This window comes from Burkholderia lata, assembly GCF_000012945.1.
GTDB classification, from domain to species: domain Bacteria; phylum Pseudomonadota; class Gammaproteobacteria; order Burkholderiales; family Burkholderiaceae; genus Burkholderia; species Burkholderia lata.
The window spans coordinates 3,154,150-3,171,908 of the sequence record NC_007510.1 but is presented as its reverse complement, the minus strand read 5'-3'; the positions used below and the strand labels follow the sequence as shown (position 1 = coordinate 3,171,908).

The window sequence follows — 17,759 nt, the reverse complement described above, 5'->3', positions numbered from 1 at the left end:
AGTCTCGCGCGCCGCGCCGGAGCGGATGTGCGGAAGAGGCTGCCCCGTGGGGCAGCCTTTTTTATTGCGTGGACGGGCGCGTGTTGCGCGGGGTCGTCATGCCCGCCGGCGTGTCGGCGCGTTGACGAGCGCGATGCCGGTCAGCACGAGCGCAGCCGCGGACATGAAGCGCCAGCCGACCGATTCGCCGAGCAGCAGCACGCCGAACGCAACGCCGAACAGCGGCGACAGGAACGTGAAGACGGACAGCCGCGACGCGCTGTAGCGCGTCAGCAGCCAGAACCACGACAGGTAGCTGACGAACGCGACGATCACCGACTGGTACGCGAGGCTCGCCACCGCGACCGGCGTGACGTGCGCGAACGACACCTGGCCGAACAGTGCGGCAAGCGCGACCAGTACGACCGCCGATACCGCGAGCTGGTAGAACAGCGTCTTGCTCGCGCTCGCCCGCGCAAGCGCCGTCGAGCGCACGACGACCGTCGTCGCAGCCCACATCGCGCCGCCGAGGATCCCGAGCGCGTCGCCGGCGAGCCCGGCCAGTACCGATGCGCCGGGTGCGCGCGGTTTCAGGAAGCCGTCCGCGAATGCGAGCGCGATGCCGGCGAATGCCAGGCCGACGCCGGCCCACTGCGTGCGCTGCAGCCGTTCGCCCGGTGCGAACAGGTGCAGGCCGAGCGCGGTGAAGCACGGCGCCGTGTACAGGAAGATCGCCATGTGTGACGCACTCGTCAGCGTCAGCCCGAAGAACACGCAGATGAATTCGCCGGCGAACAATGCACCGGCCGCGAGACCCGCGCCGAACGTGCCGTCCGCCTGGAACAGCGGCGTACCGCGCGAGCGCGCCCAGCCCCATAGCAGCACCGCCGCGATCACCGAGCGCAGCCCGGCCTGGAACATCGGCGCGATCGCGGCGTTGGTGCTCTTGATCGCGACCTGCTGGAAGCCCCAGATCGCGCACAGCAGCAGCATCAGGCCGACGGCGCGCGTGTCGAGCGCGCGGCGCACGGGGGCGGCGGCGAGCGTGGTCATTGCCGGACCTCGCCGGTTCGGTACGACGGCTGCGGGATCGGGAGGGCGGCGCATCCGGCGCGCTCGAATCGGCGGTTTCGCACGGCAGTGTGGCTGTCTTGGGGGAAGGGTGGTCGCGTTCGGGCTGTGGATCGCATGCCCGCTTTTGGTGCGAGGTGGAAGGATGTTACCCGATCGGCGGGATAGCCGGGCGAGCTGGATCGTGCCGTTTTCCGCCGTAGCGCGCGCGGGTTGGCGCCGATGGGCCGTATCGGCCGCGCTCCGGTTTAGAGGCCCCTGGCTGGCCGTCGCGGCCAAGCGCCCCCAGCCAGGCGCCCCCGGCGAAGTTCACCCGACTCTGGTAGAGTTCCCGGTTCTGGAAAGTCCCCACAGGAGTACAACCCATGCGATTGCTGCATACGATGCTGCGAGTCGGCGATCTCGACCGCTCGATCAAGTTCTACACCGAGTTGCTCGGCATGAAGGTGCTGCGCCGCGACGACTATCCGGAAGGCAAGTTCACGCTCGCATTCGTCGGCTACGGCGATGAAAGCGACAACACCGTGATCGAGCTGACCCACAACTGGGATACGCCGGCCTACGATCTCGGCAACGGCTTCGGCCACCTCGCGCTGGAAGTCGACGACGCTTACGCGGCCTGCGACAAGATCAAGGCGCAAGGCGGCAAGGTCACGCGCGAAGCGGGCCCGATGAAGCACGGCACGACCGTGATCGCGTTCGTCGAGGATCCGGACGGCTACAAGATCGAGTTCATCCAGAAGAAGGCGCACTGAGCGCCGGATGAACCGGGCTGCGGCATGCGATGTACGCCGCAGCAGCAAAAAGGGCGATGCGAGGTGACCCGCATCGCCCTTTTTCGTGGCGGCGACGCCATGCGCGTCAAAGCGACGGCAGCAGCTCGGGCGGGTGATGCTTGAGCGTGTGCCGCGCTTCGCGGAACTCGGGGAAGATCGATTCGACGGTCTGCCAGAAGGCCGGGCTGTGGTTCATCTCGCGCAGGTGCGACAGCTCGTGCGCGACGACGTAGTCGATGATCGACATCGGGAAATGGATCAGCCGCCAGTTCAGGCGGATCTTGCCGTCGCTCGAGCAACTGCCCCAGCGCGTCGCGGCCGACGACAGCGCGTACATCGAATACGTGACGCCGAGTTTCTCCGCGTAGACCACGAGGCGTTCACCGAAGATCCGCTTGGCTTCGCCCTGCAGCCAGCCCTGCACGCGATCCTTGATCTGCTGCATGTCGGCCTGCACGGGCAGCGGCAGCGAGAGCCGCAGCGCATCGGCGTCGAACGCGACGGCGCCCGCGCCGAGCGCGATCGTCACCGTCTTGCCGAGATACGGGAGCTGCGCCCCGTCGCGCCAGTCGATCTGCGGCAGCGCGCGCTGCTCGGTGCGGGTTTTCCATTCGGCGAGCTTCGCGAAGATCCAGCGCTGTTTCTCGGAGATCGCGGCTTCGATGTCGGCGAGCGTGACCCAGCGCGGCGCGGTGATCGACAGCCCGCTGCCGTCGATCGTGAAGCCGATCGTACGGCGCGCGGAGCGCTTCAGGCGGTATTCGAGTACGCGGCTGTCGAGTGCGAACGTCCGCACGCGCGAGCGGTCGGGCGCCGGGCCCGGATCGAGGGGCGCGGCGGGCGCTGCTTCGGGCGGCGCCGGCGGCGTGGCAGGCGCCGACGGTGCGGCGGCCGGCCCGTCGAAGAGCGGCAGGTCCATCTGGCGATGATCGAGGGCCACGACGGCAGGCCGTGGCCGCGGACGCTGTTTCATCAGTTCGCTTCTTTTTGTCGTACGCAACGGCTGCAACCTGGGGGCGTCAGACACGCGCGGCATCGCGCGTGCCGGCATTACCCGCCTGGCGATACGAATCGGGATCGATCCGGCGCATTTCCGCTTCGATCCATGCTTCGACCTGCGAGTTCAATGCATCGGGCGTCAACCCTTCGCTGGGGATCGGCTTGCCGATCGACACGGTGACGACGCCCGGGAATTTCGTGAACGAGTTGCGCGGCCACACCCGACCTGCATTGTGCGCGATCGGCACGACGGGTGCGCCGGTTTCGATCGCGAAACGCGCGCCGCCCGTCTTGTACTTGCCCTGCTTGCCGACCGGCGTGCGCGTGCCTTCCGGGAACATGATCATCCATGCGCCTTCCGACAGGCGCTTCTTGCCCTGGCGGATCACGGAAGTGAACGCGTTCTTGCCTTCCTTGCGGTTGATGTTAACCATGTGCAGCATCCCGAGCGCCCAGCCGAAGAACGGCACGTACAGCAACTCGCGCTTGAACACGTAGCAAAGCGGCCTCGGCATCAGCGCCGGAAACGCGAGCGTCTCCCACGCGGACTGGTGCTTCGACAGCAGCACCGCCGGGCCGTCGGGCAGGTTCTCGTACCCTTCGATCCGGTAGCGGATGCCGTTCAGCCAGCGCACGACCCACAGCGTCGACTTGCACCAGCCGGCGGCCATCCAGTAACGCGCGTCGGAGCGCATGAACGGAAAGGCGATGAAGCACGCGGTGGCGTACGGCACCGTGTACAGGATGAAGTAGATCAGCAGCAGCAGGGAACGGACGAAGCGCATCGGCGTAAGTCAGGCGTTAGGGAGGATGCGCGCGGCGGCTGCATCACTCGTGTTCGTGTGAAAGGAAATCGAGCGCGAACGCGCGCAGGTCGTCGTGAACCTTCGTGCCGGGCGGCAGGTTGCCGGCGGCGAGCGTCTTCTTGCCCTTGCCGGTGAGCACGAGGTGCGGCTGGAAGCCGACCGCGACGCCGGCCTGCAGGTCGCGCAGCGAATCGCCGACGACCGGCGTGTGACCGGGATCGATCTCGAAGCGCTCGGTGATCATCTGCATCATGCCGGGTTTCGGCTTGCGGCAGTCGCAGTGATCCTCTGCCGTGTGCGGGCAGAAGAACACCGCGTCGATACGTGCGCCGACCGCGGCCGCCGCGCGATGCATCTTCAGATGCATCTCGTTGAGCGTGGCCATGTCGAACAGCCCGCGACCGATGCCGGACTGGTTGGTCGCGACGACCACGCGATACCCCGCGTGGTTGAGCCGGGCGATCGCCTCGAGGGCGCCGGGCAGCGCGATCCATTCGTCGGGCGTCTTGATGAACGCATCCGAATCGACGTTGATCACGCCGTCCCGGTCGAGGACGACGAGCTTTCGGTTGGGGCTGGTCGGCATCGTGCGGCCCTTATGCGGCGAGCTTCGAGATGTCGGCGACGCAGTTCATCTGCTGGTGCAGCGCGGACAGCAGCGCGAGACGGTTCGCGCGCAGTGCCGGATCTTCCGCGTTGACCATCACGTCGTTGAAGAACGTGTCGACCGGTGCGCGCAGCGCGGCGAGCGCCGACAGCGCGCCCGTGTACGCGCGCGCCTCGAGTTGCGACTGCACGTGCGGCGTGACGGCCGCGAGCTGTTCGTGCAGCGCCTTCTCGGCTGCCTCGACGAGCAGCGTCGGCTGCACCGTGCCGCTCGCGCCGCCTTCCGACTTCTTCAGGATGTTCGAGATCCGCTTGTTCGCGGCCGCGAGCGCTTCGGCTTCCGCAAGGCGCGTGAATTCGCGCACCGCGTCGAGGCGTGCGACGAGATCGTCGACGCGCGTCGGGTTCAGGCTCAGCACCGCGTCGATTTCACCGGCCGAATAGCCGCGCTCGCGCAGCAGGCCGCGCAGGCGATCCATGAAGAACGCGAGGATCGCATCGGTCGATTCGGCCACGCCCGGCACGCCTTCGAAGCGTGCATGGGCCGTACGCAGCAGCGACTTGAGATCGAGCGGCAGCTGCTTCTCGAGCAGCAGGCGCAGCACGCCGAGCGCGTGGCGGCGCAGCGCGAACGGATCCTTCTCGCCGGTCGGCGCGAGGCCGATGCCCCAGATGCCGACGATCGTCTCGAGCTTGTCGGCGAGCGCGACGGCGGTCGACACGGGCGTGGTCGGCAGTGCGTCGCCGGAGAAGCGCGGCTGGTAGTGCTCGGCGCACGCGAGCGCGACGTCGTCGGCTTCGCCGTCGTGGCGCGCGTAGTACGTGCCCATCGTGCCCTGCAGTTCCGGGAACTCGCCGACCATGTCGGTCAGCAGGTCGGCCTTCGCGAGACGCGCGGCGCGCTTCGCGAGCGTGGCGTCGGCGCCGATCACGGGCGCGATCTCGCCGGCCAGTGCTTCGAGGCGCTCGACGCGTGCGAGCGCCGAACCGAGCTTGTTGTGATACACGACGTTCGCGAGCTGCGGCACGCGGTCGGCGAGCGGCTTCTTCTTGTCCTGCTCGAAGAAGAACTTCGCATCGGCGAGGCGCGGGCGCACGACGCGCTCGTTGCCTTCGATGATCTCGCCCGGCGTCTTCGTCTCGATGTTCGACACGATCAGGAAGCGCGAACGCAGCTTGCCGGCGACGTCGGTCAGCGCGAAATACTTCTGGTTCGTCTGCATCGTGAGGATCAGGCATTCCTGCGGGACCTGCAGGAACTCGTCCTCGAAGCGGCACGGGTAGACGACCGGCCATTCGACCAGCGACGTCACTTCGTCGAGCAGCGACTCGGGCATCACGACGGTATCGCCGTTCGCGTGCTCGTTCAGCTGCGTGCGGATCGTTTCGCGGCGATCGACGAAGTGCGCGATCACGTGGCCCTTGTCGCGCAGCGTGTCGGCGTACGCGCGCGCATGCTGGATCGCGACGAGGCCGTCGGACAGGAAGCGGTGGCCGAGCGTCGTGTCGCCGGCGTCGATGCCGAACGCGGTGACGGGCACGATGCGATCGTCATGCAGCACCGTCAGGCGATGCACCGGGCGCACGAACTTCACGTCGGAGCCGTCCGGGCGCTGGTAGGTCATGAACTTCGGGATCGGCAGCTTCGCGAGCGTTTCGTCGAGCGCGGCCTGCAGGCCGTCGGCGAGCGTCGCGCCGGCTGCCGAATAGTTGATGAAGAACGCTTCGGCCTTGCCGTCCTGCGCGCGCTCGAGATCGGCGATCGACAGGTTCGGGTGGCCGAGCGCCGCGAGCTTCTTCGCGAGCGGGGCGGTCGGCTTGCCTTCGGCGTCGAGCGCGACCGACACGGGCAGGACCTTTTCGCGGACCTGCTTTTCAGGGGCGACGGCGCGTACGTTCTGCACGACGACGGCAAGGCGGCGCGGCGTGGCGTAGCGTTCGAACACGAGTTCGCCTTCGACGAGGTCGCGCGCCGCGAGGCGTTGCGCAAGACCTTCGGCGAATGCGTCGCCGAGGCGCGCGAGGGCCTTCGGCGGCAGCTCTTCGGTCAGCAGTTCGACGAGCAGGGGGGCGGGATGATTGTGCGTCATGATTGGAATGAATCTCGTCTCGTCAGTCCTGATCGATCTTGCGTTCGACCTTGAGCGGCGGCGCCCACGCCGGCTGTGCGGCGTCCTGGGCGTCGGTGGTGAGGCCCGGCACGCCCGGCGGGTTGCCGAGCATCGGGAAGCCGAGCTTCTCGCGCGAGTCGTAGTAAGCCTGTGCGACGAGACGCGACAGCGCGCGGATGCGGCCGATGTACGCCGCGCGCTCGGTGACCGAGATCGCGCCGCGTGCGTCGAGCAGGTTGAACGTGTGGCCGGCCTTCAGCACGAGCTCGTACGCGGGCAGCGCGAGCTGCGCGTCGATCATCTTCTTCGCTTCCGCTTCGTAGCTGTTGAAGAACGTGAACAGCAGGTCGACGTTCGCATGCTCGAAGTTGTAGGTCGACTGCTCGACCTCGTTCTGGTGGTAGACGTCGCCGTACGACAGGCGGCGCAGCTCGGGGCCGTTCGGGCCTTGCTCTTCCCACTCGGTCCACACGAGGTCGTACACGTTCTCGACCTTCTGCAGGTACATCGCGAGGCGCTCGAGGCCGTACGTGATCTCGCCGAGCACCGGCTTGCATTCGAGGCCGCCGACTTCCTGGAAATACGTGAACTGCGTGACTTCCATCCCGTTCAGCCACACTTCCCAGCCGAGGCCCCACGCGCCGAGCGTCGGGTTTTCCCAGTCGTCCTCGACGAAACGCACGTCGTTCTGCTTCAGGTCGAAGCCGAGCGCCTCGAGCGAGCCGAGGTACAGGTCGAGGATGTTTTCCGGCGCCGGCTTGAGCACGACCTGGTACTGGTAGTAGTGCTGCAGGCGGTTCGGGTTCTCGCCGTAACGGCCGTCCTTCGGGCGGCGCGACGGCTGCACGTACGCGGCGCGCCACGGCTCGGGGCCGACCGCGCGCAGGAACGTGTGGACGTGCGACGTGCCTGCGCCGACTTCCATGTCGATGGGCTGGAGCAGGGCGCAACCCTGCTTGTCCCAGTAGGACTGCAGCGTCAGGATGATTTGCTGAAACGTAAGCATGAAGAGCCTTCGTGGCGCTGGCGCTCCGTTGCGGGCGGCGCTCCGGGCGGGCCCGGAGGGTCGGCTCGCGCGGCGGCGCGGCTTGTTAGTGTGCTGAAACGCGTAATTTTACCGGATCGGCGAGCGGATGCGGCCGGAACGCGGGCGGGCGCACCGTCGGCCCCGTTCTTGCGGCCTGCGCGGGCGTGGCCGGCATGCGGCGGGCGACCGTGTGCGGCCTGTCGCGGCGCGCGTGCCGCGTGGCTTCGCGCGGGCGTTAAGATGCGCGTATTGCGGTGCGCGCGACGCGTGCCGCGCCCACCGCTAGCCGATTCCGACTGCATGGACGATCCGACCGATATCCTCATTCCGCTGCTTCCGCCGTTCCTCGCGCTGCTCGGGCAGGCCGCCGATGCGCAGGCGCGCGGCGAGCACGCCGCGCACGATCTGTGGCTCGCCGCCGCCGCGCACCTGCATGCGGTCGACGCCGATGCGCTCGCGCAACTCACCGGCACGCTCGTTTCGCGGCAGCGTGCGGCCGATGCGATCGCGCTCGCCGAATGCACGGCGCGCGTGCAGCCGGGCGCGACCGCGTACTTCAATCACGGTTACGCGCTGCAGATGGCGGGCCGGCACGCGGACGCCGTGGCGCCGTATCGCGCGGCGCTGGCGCTCGATGCCGACCGGCCGTCGCTGCGCAACAACCTCGCGATTGCGCTGCGGCTGTCGGGCAGCGACCGCGCGGAGGAGATCGCGCTGCTCGAAGCGGCGGTGCGCGTCGATCCACGCGACGTGCAGGCGTGGATCAACCTCGTCGTCGCGCGGATCGCGACGCACGACCTGGACGCCGCGCTCGCGTGCGCCGCTCGGCTCATCGAGCTCGCGCCCGACAACGCGCTCGCGATGAACAACGTCGCGCTGGCGATGAAGGAGGCGCAGCGCTGGGGCGACGCCGAGCACTACGCGGTGCGCGCATGCGAGCTGGCGCCTGGCGACGCGTCGTTCCGTTTCAACCTGGCGATCATCCAGCTCGTGCGCGGCAACTCCGCCGCCGGCTGGCGCGGCCACGAGGCGCGCTGGGACGGCGCGGGCGAGTTGCGCGGCCGCCGGCCGGTGCTGCCAGGCCCGCGCTGGCAGGGCGAGCCGCTCGCCGGCAAGACGCTGCTCGTGTGGGGCGAGCAGGGGCTCGGCGACGTGCTGCAGTTCTGCCGCTTCGTCGCACCGCTCGCCGAGCGCGTGCATCGCGAGGGCGGCCGGCTCATCTGGAATACGTTCCCGCTGGTGGGCACGCTGATGCAGCGCAGCCTCGGCGCGCATGCGGATGCGTTCAGCGCGGGCGGCGGCGTCGACCAGCTGCCGGCCTTCGATTACGAAGTACCGCTGATCGGCCTGCCGCTGATGCTCGGCATGGAGGCGTCGACGCTCGCGTCGTCAGTGCCGTACCTGCGGGCCGATCCGTCCGCGCGCGACGCGTGGCGCGCGCGGCTCGCGGGCGACCGCCGGCTGAAGGTCGGGCTCGTGTGGACCGGCAGCGCGGGGCACCAGCGCAATCCGTTCCGGCGTGTCGGGCTCGAGCGCTATGCCGACGCATTCCGCGGGATCGACGGCGTCGCGTTTTATTCGCTGCAGCCGGGCGCGGACGCGGATGTCGCGGCGGCGCGCGCGGCGGGCTTCGCGATCGAGGATGTCACGGCGGAGCTGACGAGCTTCGACGACACGGCCGCGTTCATCGGCGCGCTGGATCTGGTGATCACCGTCTGCACGTCGGTCGCGCACCTGGCGGGCGCGCTGGGCGCGCGCACCTGGGTGCTGCTCGACGTGAATCCGCACTGGCCGTGGCTGCTCGAACGCAACGACAGCCCGTGGTATCCGACCGCGACGCTGTACCGGCAACCGGTGTTCGGCGCGTGGGCGCCGGTGATGGAGGACGTGAGCCGCGACCTGCGGCGCCTGGCCGCGCAGCCGGCTCAATCGACGGAGTCGGCCCGGCAGGCCTGAGCCGCCGGCCGGTTCACGGCCACGGGCCGCTGCCGCATGCTGGATTTGGCGGCGGCCGCCACGCACTGCGCAGCGGCCGGCCGTTGCGTCATTCCGGCTGGTCGTCGCCGTTCTTCTTGCCGTTGCGCCGGCGCAGCCCGGGGCCGAACGTGAAGCCGAACGCGAGCAGCACGAGCGACACCGCGAGCACGATGTTGTTGCCGCTCGTCACGTAGGGCGTGAAGCCGCTGGTGCCTTCGATCCGCACGTCGAGCGAGCCGATCGTGAACGGCTTCAGTTGCCCAAGCACGCGGCCGTGCGCATCGATCGCGGCCGTCATCCCCGTGTTGGTCGAGCGCAGCATCGGCCGGCCCGTCTCGAGCGAGCGCATCCGCGCGATCTGCAGGTGCTGGTCGAGCGCGATCGTGTCGCCGAACCACGCGAGGTTCGTCACGTTGACGAGCACGCCCGGCGGCTGCGGATTGTCGCGGATCGTCGCGGCGATTTCCTCGCCGAACAAGTCCTCGTAGCAGATGTCGGCCATCACGGGCTGGTTGTGCACGAGGAACGGCTTCTGCACGGGCGCGCCGCGCGCGAAGTCGCCGAGCGGCATCTTCATCAGGTCGACGAACCACCGGAAGCCCCACGGGATGAATTCGCCGAAGGGCACGAGATGGTGCTTGTCGTAGTGATAGATGTCGCGCGAATTCGGCGTCACGCCGTACAGGCTGTTCGTGTAGTCGACGTAGTGGCCGTCCTCGGTCACCGATGCGCCGACCGCGCCGAACAGCACGGCCGAGCCCGTCGTGTCGCTGAACTTGCGGATGGCGACGGCGAACGGCTCGGGCAGCTCCTGGATCATCACCGCGATCGCGGTTTCCGGCGTGACGATCAGGTCGGCCGGCTTCTCGATGATCATCTGCGTGTACATCTTGATCGCCGCGTCGATGCCCGCTTCCTCGAACTTGATGTCCTGCTTCACGTTGCCCTGCAGCAGCCGCACGGTGAGCGGCTTGTTCGCGGGCACGGTCCAGGTGACTTGCGACAGGCCGAGACCGGCCGCGATCAGCGCGACCGCGATGCCGGCCGGCGCGACGATGCGCACGCGCGCATTGCCGGCACGGGGCTCGGCAAGCGGCGACGGCCGGGCGGCGGCAAGCGCCTGCACGACCAGCGCGGCGAATAGCGCGAGCACCCACGCGATCCCGTACACGCCGGCGACCGCCGCGAAGCCCGCGAACGGGCCGTCGACCTGTGGATAGCCGCTGGCGAGCCACGGGAAGCCGGTGAACAGGGTGCCGCGCAGCCATTCGCCGAGCGCCCATGCGCTCGCGAACGCGAATGCGCCGTGCCAGGTCGGCGAGAACGGCCGCGGGTCGGGCGTGCGGCGATGCCACGCATGGCCCGCGCAGAACGACCACAGCCCGGCGGAGAACGCCGGGTAGAGCGACAGGTACAGCGAGAACAGCACGAGCGCGCCGCCCGCGAGCGGCGCGGCCATCTCGCCGTACACGTGCATGCTGATGTAGAGCCACCAGATGCCGGTGATGAAGTTGCCGAAGCCGAACGCGCCACCGGTGAGCGCGGCGCTGCGCCAGCTTGCGGTGCGCGTGAGCTGCGCGAAAAACCAGACGAATACGACGAGTTGCAGCCAGCCGCCATGCGGCGTCGGTGCGAAGCTGAGCGTATTGGCTGCGCCGGCGAGCAGCGCGGCCGGGTAGTGCCAGCGCGGCAGCGCGCGGCCGGGTGTCGGCGCGAGAAGGCCGCCAGCCGGGCGGGACAGGATCGGATCGTCCATGTGAAGCGAAAGTGGGCGAGCGGTTGTGGAACGCGCGGCTGGCGCGCGACGGTCAGTCCTCGTGCGAGGCTTCGGCGCGACGGCTGGCGAGCGGATTGCGGCGCACCAGCAGTACGTGGACCTGGCGTGCATCGCCGCGCTGGATCTCGAACACGAGGTTGCCGAGCTGCAGCTTCTCGCCGCGATGCGGGACGCGGCCGAAATGATGCGTGATCAGCCCGCCGATCGTGTCGACTTCGTCGTCGGGGAAATCGGTGCCGAACGTCTCGTTGAACTGTTCGATCTCGGTGAGCGCACGCACGCGGTAGCGGCCATCGGGCCCCGAGATGATGTTGCCGGCTTCCTCGTCGAAGTCGTATTCGTCCTCGATGTCGCCGACGATCTGTTCGAGCACGTCCTCGATCGTGATCAGGCCCGCGACGCCGCCGTATTCGTCGACGACGATCGCGAGGTGGTTGCGGTTCACGCGGAAGTCGTGCAGCAGCACGTTCAGGCGCTTCGATTCGGGAATGAACACGGCCGGGCGCAGCATCCCGCGCACGTCGAATTCCTCTTCGGCATAGAAACGCAGCAGATCCTTCGCGAGCAGCACGCCGATGACGTTGTCGCGGTTCTCCTCGTACACGGGGTAGCGCGAGTGCGCCTTCTCGAGGACGAACGGGATGAAATCTTCAGGCTTGTCGGCGATGTTGATCGCGTCCATCTGCGCGCGCGGCACCATGATGTCGCGGGCGCACAGGTCGGATACCTGGAACACGCCTTCGATCATCGACAGCGAATCGGCGTCGATCAGGTTGCGCTCGTGGGCGTCCTGGAGGATTTCCAGCAGCTCGCCGCGGGATTCGGGCTCGGGCGAGATGAAGTCGGTCAGGCGCTCGAGCAGCGAGCGCTTTTCTTGCGGTTTGTCGGTTGGCTTACGACTGGGATACGAATCGTTCATGGTGGTGCGCCCGGGTCATGCCGGAGCGCGCTGTCACGGAGTAGGCAAGGATACACCAAGGCCACGACGCGACCGTGTCACACCGGCCGCACGGCCAGGGTGGGCAGCTCGCGCGGGCCCTGCTCGCGGACGGGCGCGCCGGGCGCGACATCGTCCTCGGTTCCATCCTATCTCAGAAAAGAGCGGCGGGGCAGCGGCGGCAAAAAACGGGTGCGGAAGGGGCGGGGCGCCGTGACGCGGGAAACGTCCGGCCGGGGCGGCTTGCGGCGGCATTCTGTCGCACGCGGGCTTCGCCGCGCCGGGATCAGAACCGCATGCCGGCCGAGCAGCCGCCGGCAGCTGCGCCGTTGGTCGCGGCGCCGCCGCAGCCCAGTATTCCGCAGCCGGACAGCGCGACGCTCGCGGCGACGATCAGCGCGGCAAGCTTGCAACGCGACCAGCGTGACGGGTTCATCGGAATTGCCCTCGTTCGAATGCGCACGCGGCGCTGCTGCGCGTGGCGGCAAGCCGGGCGCCGGGCCGCGTCACCGGCATCGCGCGAGCAGCCCTTCCAGCGCGCGATCGGGGATGCCGCTCGCGCGCAGCGCGTCGACCGTGCGGCTCACGTAGTCGAGTGTCGTGCCGTAACGGCCGGCCGCGCAGCCGAACACTTCCTTCACGACGGGATCGGTCAGCTTGCCCGTGTAGGTGGGCGCGTCGCGGCGCATCACGAACGCGAGCGCGTTCACGCGTTCACCGTTTTCCAGCGAGCACGGCAGCCACGCGGGCCGGTACGAACCCATCGGCATCTCGCGTTTCCACAACGTTTCGAGGTGCGGTTGCGCGGTCGGGCCGGCGAGCCGGAACGCAATGCCCGAGCATGAGCCGCCGCGATCGAGCGCGAGCACGAGGCCCGGGCGTTCGGGGGTGCCGCGGTTCACGCGCGACCACAGGTAGAGCCCGCGGTGATAGCCGTGCACCTTGCCGCGCACGGCGGTGATGGTCGGCAACCCCGGGTTCCAGATCAGCGAGCCATAGCCGAACAGCCAGAGATCCTGCTGGCCGTCCCAGTCGCGCATCGTGTGTGCGAGCGAGGCCGCGAGCTCGTCTTCCGTCAGCAGACGCCCGTCGCCGATCGACGGCGGGTAGGCAGGCGGGAGCGTCGCGGCGTTGCGCATCGTGCAGAGGGCTTACTGGTACGGGTTCGGGAAGCCCAGCTTCGCGAGGATGTCGACTTCGAGCGCTTCCATCTCGGCCGCGTCTTCGTCGCTCGTCTCGTGGTCGTAGCCCTGCGCATGCAGTGCGCCGTGTACCAGCAGGTGCGCGTAGTGGGCCGTGAGCGGCTTGCCCTGCTCGTGCGCTTCCTTCTCGACCACCGGGCAGCACAGCACGAGGTCGCCGATCACGGTGCCGTCGGGCGCCGCGTCGTACGCGAAGGTCAGCACGTTGGTCGGGTAGTCCTTGTGGCGATAGCCGGCGTTCAGCGTGCGGCCTTCTTCCTCGCCGACGAAGCGCACGGTGAGCTGCGCGCTGGCGAACAGCGCTGGCTCGATCCATTCGGCGATCAGCTTGCGCTTCGGCAGCGTCTTGCGCACGTCGCTCGTGATTTCGTCACCGTATTGCACGGACAGGTCGAGCTCGGGCTCGCGTAGCGCGTCTTCGGTGTCGTCTTCGCGCGGTGCGGGCTCGGCGCCCACGTGCAGCGTCACGCTGTCGTAGTGCTCGGGCTGCAGCGCGAGCTTCGCGCGCATGGCCGGATCGTTGTGCTGCGCGACGATCGCGACGGCGGCTTCTCCCGAACTGCCCGACAGGTCGAACATCAGGCTGCGGCCATCCGGGAAGTCGATTCGCAGCCCTTGCGCGTTGACGGTCCGGGCCTTGCCCTTCGCGTCGAACAGCGAAAGGCGGGGGGAGGCGGGCGCGGTGGACTGGGCGCGCCCGGACTTGCGAGAACGGGAGGATTTCATGACGCGTGCGGCGATTAGGACGCGTTGAGGATACACCAAACGGCCGATCGCACCCGAATTCAAGCAGGCGAAAAAAAGCCCGGCGCGCCGTCTGGCGGGCCGGGCCGGGCTGTCGGGCCGGGGCGGCGTGCAGGTGCCGCCGGCCGGTCAGCCGTCCTGGTGCTGCGCGTGGAATTCGTCGTATGCCTCGACGATGCGCGCGACGAGCGGATGGCGCACGACGTCCGCGCTCGTGAAGCGCGTGAGCGCGATGCCGCGCACGCCGCCGAGCACTTGCTGCGCCTCGACGAGGCCGCTCTTGTGGCCGCGCGGCAGGTCGACCTGGCTCGTGTCGCCGGTCACGACCGCCTTTGAGCCGAAGCCGATCCGCGTGAGGAACATCTTCATCTGTTCGGGCGTCGTGTTCTGCGCCTCGTCGAGGATGATGAACGCGTGGTTCAGCGTGCGGCCGCGCATGTACGCGAGCGGCGCGATCTCGATCATCTGGCGCTCGAACATCTTCGCCGTCTTGTCGAAGCCGAGCAGGTCGTACAGCGCGTCGTACAGCGGGCGCAGGTACGGGTCGACCTTCTGCGCGAGATCGCCCGGCAGGAAGCCGAGCCGCTCGCCGGCCTCGACGGCCGGGCGCGTCAGCACGATCCGCTTGACCTGGTCGCGTTCGAGCGCGTCGACCGCGCACGCGACCGCGAGGTAGGTCTTGCCGGTGCCGGCCGGCCCGACGCCGAGCGTCACGTCGTGCGAAAGGATCTGCTTCAGGTATTCGCGCTGTGCCGGCGTGCGGCCGCGCAGGTCGGCGCGCCGCGTGTAGAGCTTCGGTGCGGGCTCCTCGTCCGGCTCGCTGGCGTCGAGTTGTACGATGGGGTCGTCGAACGGATGGTCGGGGTCGCCGCGAAAGCGCACGTCGAGCGTGTCCTGGCGGCCGTTGCCGGCCGTGTGGCGTACTTCGACCAGCGCGAGCTGGATGTCGTCGACCGACAACGCATCGCGCGCGCGGTTGTAGAAGTTCTCGAGCGCGGCGAGCGCGAGCTTGGCGCCGCGGCCGCGAATCGCGATCCGGTGGCCGCGTCGCGATAGCGTGACGTCGAGCGCCTGTTCGATCTGCCGCAGGTTCTCGTCGAGCGGGCCGCAGAGGTTGGCGAGGCGCGCGTTGTCGTCGCGCGGCGCGACGAATTCCAGTGCTTGGGTCGGCTTCAAAGTGGCGTCGGGTTCCTGTTGAGCGTCAGTCAGTGGGTGGCCGCGCTCGCGTCGTCGCTGACGAGCACGAGCTCGCCGCGCAGCGAATGCGGGTACGCATGGTTGATCTTCACGTCGATCATCTGGCCGATCAGGCGCGGGTGCGACGCGAGCGGCGCCGGGAAATTCACGACCCGGTTGTTCTCCGTGCGGCCCGCGAGTTCGTTCGGGTCCTTGCGCGACGGGCCCTCGACGAGGATCCGCTCGACCTTCCCGACCATCGACTGGCTGATGCGCGCGACGTTTTCCTCGATGGTCGCCTGCAGATGTTGCAGGCGTTTGAGCTTCACGTCGCGCGGCGTGTCGTCGTGCAGGTTCGCGGCCGGTGTGCCGGGGCGCGGGCTGTAGATGAACGAGAAGCTGGTGTCGTAGCTCATCTCGTGCACGAGCGCCATCATCTTGTCGAAATCGTCCTCGGTCTCGCCGGGGAAGCCGACGATCATGTCGGTCGACAGCGACAGGTCCGGGCGGATCGCGCGCAGCTTGCGGATCACCGACTTGTATTCGAGCACCGTGTAGCCGCGCTTCATCGCCATCAGGATGCGGTCGGAGCCGTGCTGGACGGGCAGGTGCAGGTGGTTCACGAGCTTCGGCACCTTCGCGTAGGTGTCGATCAGGCGCTGCGTGAATTCCTTCGGGTGCGACGTCGTGTAGCGGATCCGCTCGATGCCGGGGATGTCGGCGACGTATTCGATCAGCGTTGCGAAATCGGCGATTTCCGACGAGCCGGCCGCCAGCGCGCCGCGATACGCGTTCACGTTCTGGCCGAGCAGCGTGACTTCGCGCACGCCCTGGTCGGCGAGGCCGGCCACTTCGGTCAGTACGTCGTCGAGCGGGCGCGACACTTCATCGCCGCGCGTGTACGGCACCACGCAGTAGCTGCAGTACTTCGAGCAGCCTTCCATGATCGACACGAATGCGCTCGGCCCCTCGACGCGCGCGGGCGGCAGGTGGTCGAACTTCTCGATTTCGGGGAACGAGATGTCGACCTGCGCACGGCCGCTCTCGCGGCGCGCGTCGATCATCTGCGGCAGGCGGTGCAGGGTTTGCGGGCCGAACACGAGGTCGACGTACGGCGCGCGCGACACGATCGATGCGCCTTCCTGGCTCGCGACGCAGCCGCCGACGCCGATCAGCAGGCCGGGCTTCGCTTCCTTCAGCTCGCGCACGCGGCCGAGATCGGAGAACACCTTCTCCTGCGCCTTTTCACGCACCGAGCAGGTGTTGAACAGGATGATGTCCGCGTCTTCCGGCGTATCGGTCTTTTCGAGGCCTTCGGCCGCATTCAGCACGTCCACCATCTTGTCCGAGTCGTACTCGTTCATCTGGCAGCCGAAGGTCTTTACGTAAACTTTCTTGGTCATGGGGGGTTCGCCGTTCGCAGTGGTTGACCTGGGGGCGTCGTCTATAGGGTGAATCGGGACGGCCGTGCGCTGCACGCGGATCGCGCGCAGCCAGCATGAAAAGCCGTCGGGAAAGCCTTCCATTATAGCTTTTCATGCTGGTCGGGACGGGCGGCGGGTTGCGGCCGCGCGACGCCGTCCGTCACGTTCCGACCCTTGAATGGTGGCGTGCCGGCCGTCAGCGGCACGCATTCAACAGGTCTTCATGCGCGGCTTCCTCGCGCGCGAAGCGTTCGGCGAGAAAGTCGAGCAGCACGCGCACGCGTGGCGCCATGTAGCGCTTGCCGGGATAGATCGCGTGCAGCGGCGCGCTCTGGTGCCGCCAGTCGGGCAGCAGGACCTTGAGCCGCCCGGCACGGATGTCGTCGGCGACATCCCAGATCGAGTTCAGCACGATGCCGCGGCCACGCAGCGCCCACTCGCGGGCGAGGCCGCCGTCGTTGGTCTCGAATGCGGTGCCGAGCGGCACCGTGCAGGTTTGCGTGTCGTCGCCGCGCGTGAAGCGCCACGTGTTCATCGGCCCGGACGCCACCGTGATCACGTTGCACGGAAAGCGGGCCAGATCGTGGGGGTCGTTCGGCACGCCGTGGCGCTCGATGAAGGACGGCGCCGCGCACGGCACGCGCCGGTCCGCGGCGAGCCGGCGGGCGATCAGTGCGCCGTCGGGCGGCGCGGCGAAGCGGATCGCGAGGTCGATCTCGTCCTGCCACAGGTTCACCGTCGAGTCGGACGCCGTCAGCGAGAACGTCACGTCCGGGTAGCGCGCGGTGAATTCGTCGAGCCAGTCGAGCAGCCGGCGGCGGCCGAAATCGGACGTCGCCGACAGCCGCACCCGGCCGCCGACGACATTGCGGCCGGCCTGCAGCAGCGCGTTCGCGTCGTCGAGCGCCTGCAATGCCTGCCGGCAGCCGTTCAGGTACAGGCGGCCCTCGTCGGTGAGCCGCAACTGCCGGGTCGAGCGGTCGAACAGCCGGGTGGCGACCGCCGCCTCGAGCTTGGCGAGGCGCGCGCTCGCGGCGGCCGGCGTGAGGTTCAGCTTGCGCCCGGCGGCGGACAGGCTGCCCAGCTCGGCCGCCTCGACGAACAGCCGGATATCGCCCAGTCGATCCATGGGATTTTTCAGAAATAT

Annotated in this window: 16 protein-coding genes; 2 read left to right on the top strand and 14 right to left on the bottom strand. The window is 68.5% G+C overall.

What is annotated here, in order from left to right; translation table 11 throughout:
* Nucleotides 1-96 precede the first annotated feature (96 nt).
* Nucleotides 97-1,032, bottom strand: coding sequence for a DMT family transporter (locus BCEP18194_RS20355; RefSeq protein ID WP_011353139.1), 936 nt, complete (start codon nt 1,030-1,032; stop codon nt 97-99).
* A 383-nt stretch (nt 1,033-1,415) separates the two neighbouring features.
* On the opposite strand from BCEP18194_RS20355, the gene gloA reads away from it, so the two are divergent.
* A complete protein-coding gene (gloA, locus tag BCEP18194_RS20350) occupies nt 1,416-1,805 on the top strand; it encodes a lactoylglutathione lyase (protein ID WP_011353138.1) in 390 nt (129 codons plus the stop codon).
* Between the two features lie 106 nt (nt 1,806-1,911).
* Here gloA and BCEP18194_RS20345 read toward each other — a convergent pair whose 3' ends face one another.
* The 5 genes from BCEP18194_RS20345 to glyQ are packed head-to-tail and all read right to left on the bottom strand — an operon-like array spanning nt 1,912 to nt 7,354.
* Nucleotides 1,912-2,799 carry a M48 family metallopeptidase gene (locus BCEP18194_RS20345; protein ID WP_041492953.1) on the bottom strand — a complete coding sequence of 296 codons (888 nt, stop codon included), beginning with the start codon at nt 2,797-2,799 and terminating at the stop codon, nt 1,912-1,914.
* Nucleotides 2,800-2,845: 46 nt separating this feature from the next.
* Nucleotides 2,846-3,610, bottom strand: a complete 765-nt coding sequence (locus tag BCEP18194_RS20340) for a lysophospholipid acyltransferase family protein (RefSeq protein ID WP_011353136.1) — start codon at nt 3,608-3,610, stop codon at nt 2,846-2,848.
* Nucleotides 3,611-3,653: 43 nt separating this feature from the next.
* Nucleotides 3,654-4,217 (bottom strand): D-glycero-beta-D-manno-heptose 1,7-bisphosphate 7-phosphatase, encoded by a 564-nt coding sequence (gmhB, locus tag BCEP18194_RS20335; protein WP_011353135.1) that lies wholly within the window; start codon nt 4,215-4,217, stop codon nt 3,654-3,656.
* 10 nt (nt 4,218-4,227) lie between these two features.
* The gene (gene glyS, locus BCEP18194_RS20330; protein ID WP_011353134.1) at nt 4,228-6,327 is read right to left on the bottom strand and encodes a glycine--tRNA ligase subunit beta; all 2,100 of its coding nucleotides are present in this window, start codon (nt 6,325-6,327) and stop codon (nt 4,228-4,230) included.
* Between the two features lie 22 nt (nt 6,328-6,349).
* Nucleotides 6,350-7,354: a glycine--tRNA ligase subunit alpha gene (glyQ, locus tag BCEP18194_RS20325; protein WP_006477868.1), complete on the bottom strand. Its 1,005-nt coding sequence runs from the start codon at nt 7,352-7,354 to the stop codon at nt 6,350-6,352.
* A 321-nt stretch (nt 7,355-7,675) separates the two neighbouring features.
* On the opposite strand from glyQ, the gene BCEP18194_RS20320 reads away from it, so the two are divergent.
* Complete coding sequence (locus tag BCEP18194_RS20320; RefSeq protein ID WP_041492952.1) at nt 7,676-9,331, top strand: hypothetical protein; 1,656 nt, start codon at nt 7,676-7,678, stop codon at nt 9,329-9,331.
* A gap of 88 nt (nt 9,332-9,419) precedes the next feature.
* Here the strand turns inward: BCEP18194_RS20320 and lnt are convergent, their stop codons facing one another.
* The 8 genes from lnt to BCEP18194_RS20285 form a co-directional block, all read right to left on the bottom strand.
* A complete protein-coding gene (lnt, locus tag BCEP18194_RS20315) occupies nt 9,420-11,108 on the bottom strand; it encodes an apolipoprotein N-acyltransferase (protein WP_011353132.1) in 1,689 nt (562 codons plus the stop codon).
* 52 nt (nt 11,109-11,160) lie between these two features.
* Nucleotides 11,161-12,048, bottom strand: coding sequence for an HlyC/CorC family transporter (locus tag BCEP18194_RS20310; RefSeq protein ID WP_011353131.1), 888 nt, complete (start codon nt 12,046-12,048; stop codon nt 11,161-11,163).
* 304 nt (nt 12,049-12,352) lie between these two features.
* Nucleotides 12,353-12,502, bottom strand: a complete 150-nt coding sequence (locus BCEP18194_RS41700; RefSeq protein WP_167316021.1) for a hypothetical protein — start codon at nt 12,500-12,502, stop codon at nt 12,353-12,355.
* A 70-nt stretch (nt 12,503-12,572) separates the two neighbouring features.
* Nucleotides 12,573-13,205, bottom strand: a complete 633-nt coding sequence (locus BCEP18194_RS20305; RefSeq protein WP_011353130.1) for a gamma-glutamylcyclotransferase — start codon at nt 13,203-13,205, stop codon at nt 12,573-12,575.
* A 12-nt stretch (nt 13,206-13,217) separates the two neighbouring features.
* On the bottom strand, nt 13,218-13,994 hold the full coding sequence (ybeY, locus tag BCEP18194_RS20300) for an rRNA maturation RNase YbeY (RefSeq protein ID WP_011353129.1): 777 nt from the start codon (nt 13,992-13,994) through the stop codon (nt 13,218-13,220).
* A 147-nt stretch (nt 13,995-14,141) separates the two neighbouring features.
* Nucleotides 14,142-15,188, bottom strand: a complete 1,047-nt coding sequence (locus BCEP18194_RS20295; protein WP_011353128.1) for a PhoH family protein — start codon at nt 15,186-15,188, stop codon at nt 14,142-14,144.
* Between the two features lie 29 nt (nt 15,189-15,217).
* A complete protein-coding gene (miaB, locus tag BCEP18194_RS20290; protein ID WP_041492951.1) occupies nt 15,218-16,591 on the bottom strand; it encodes a tRNA (N6-isopentenyl adenosine(37)-C2)-methylthiotransferase MiaB in 1,374 nt (457 codons plus the stop codon).
* A gap of 217 nt (nt 16,592-16,808) precedes the next feature.
* Complete coding sequence (locus BCEP18194_RS20285; RefSeq protein WP_011353126.1) at nt 16,809-17,741, bottom strand: LysR family transcriptional regulator; 933 nt, start codon at nt 17,739-17,741, stop codon at nt 16,809-16,811.
* Nucleotides 17,742-17,759: the final 18 nt, after the last annotated feature.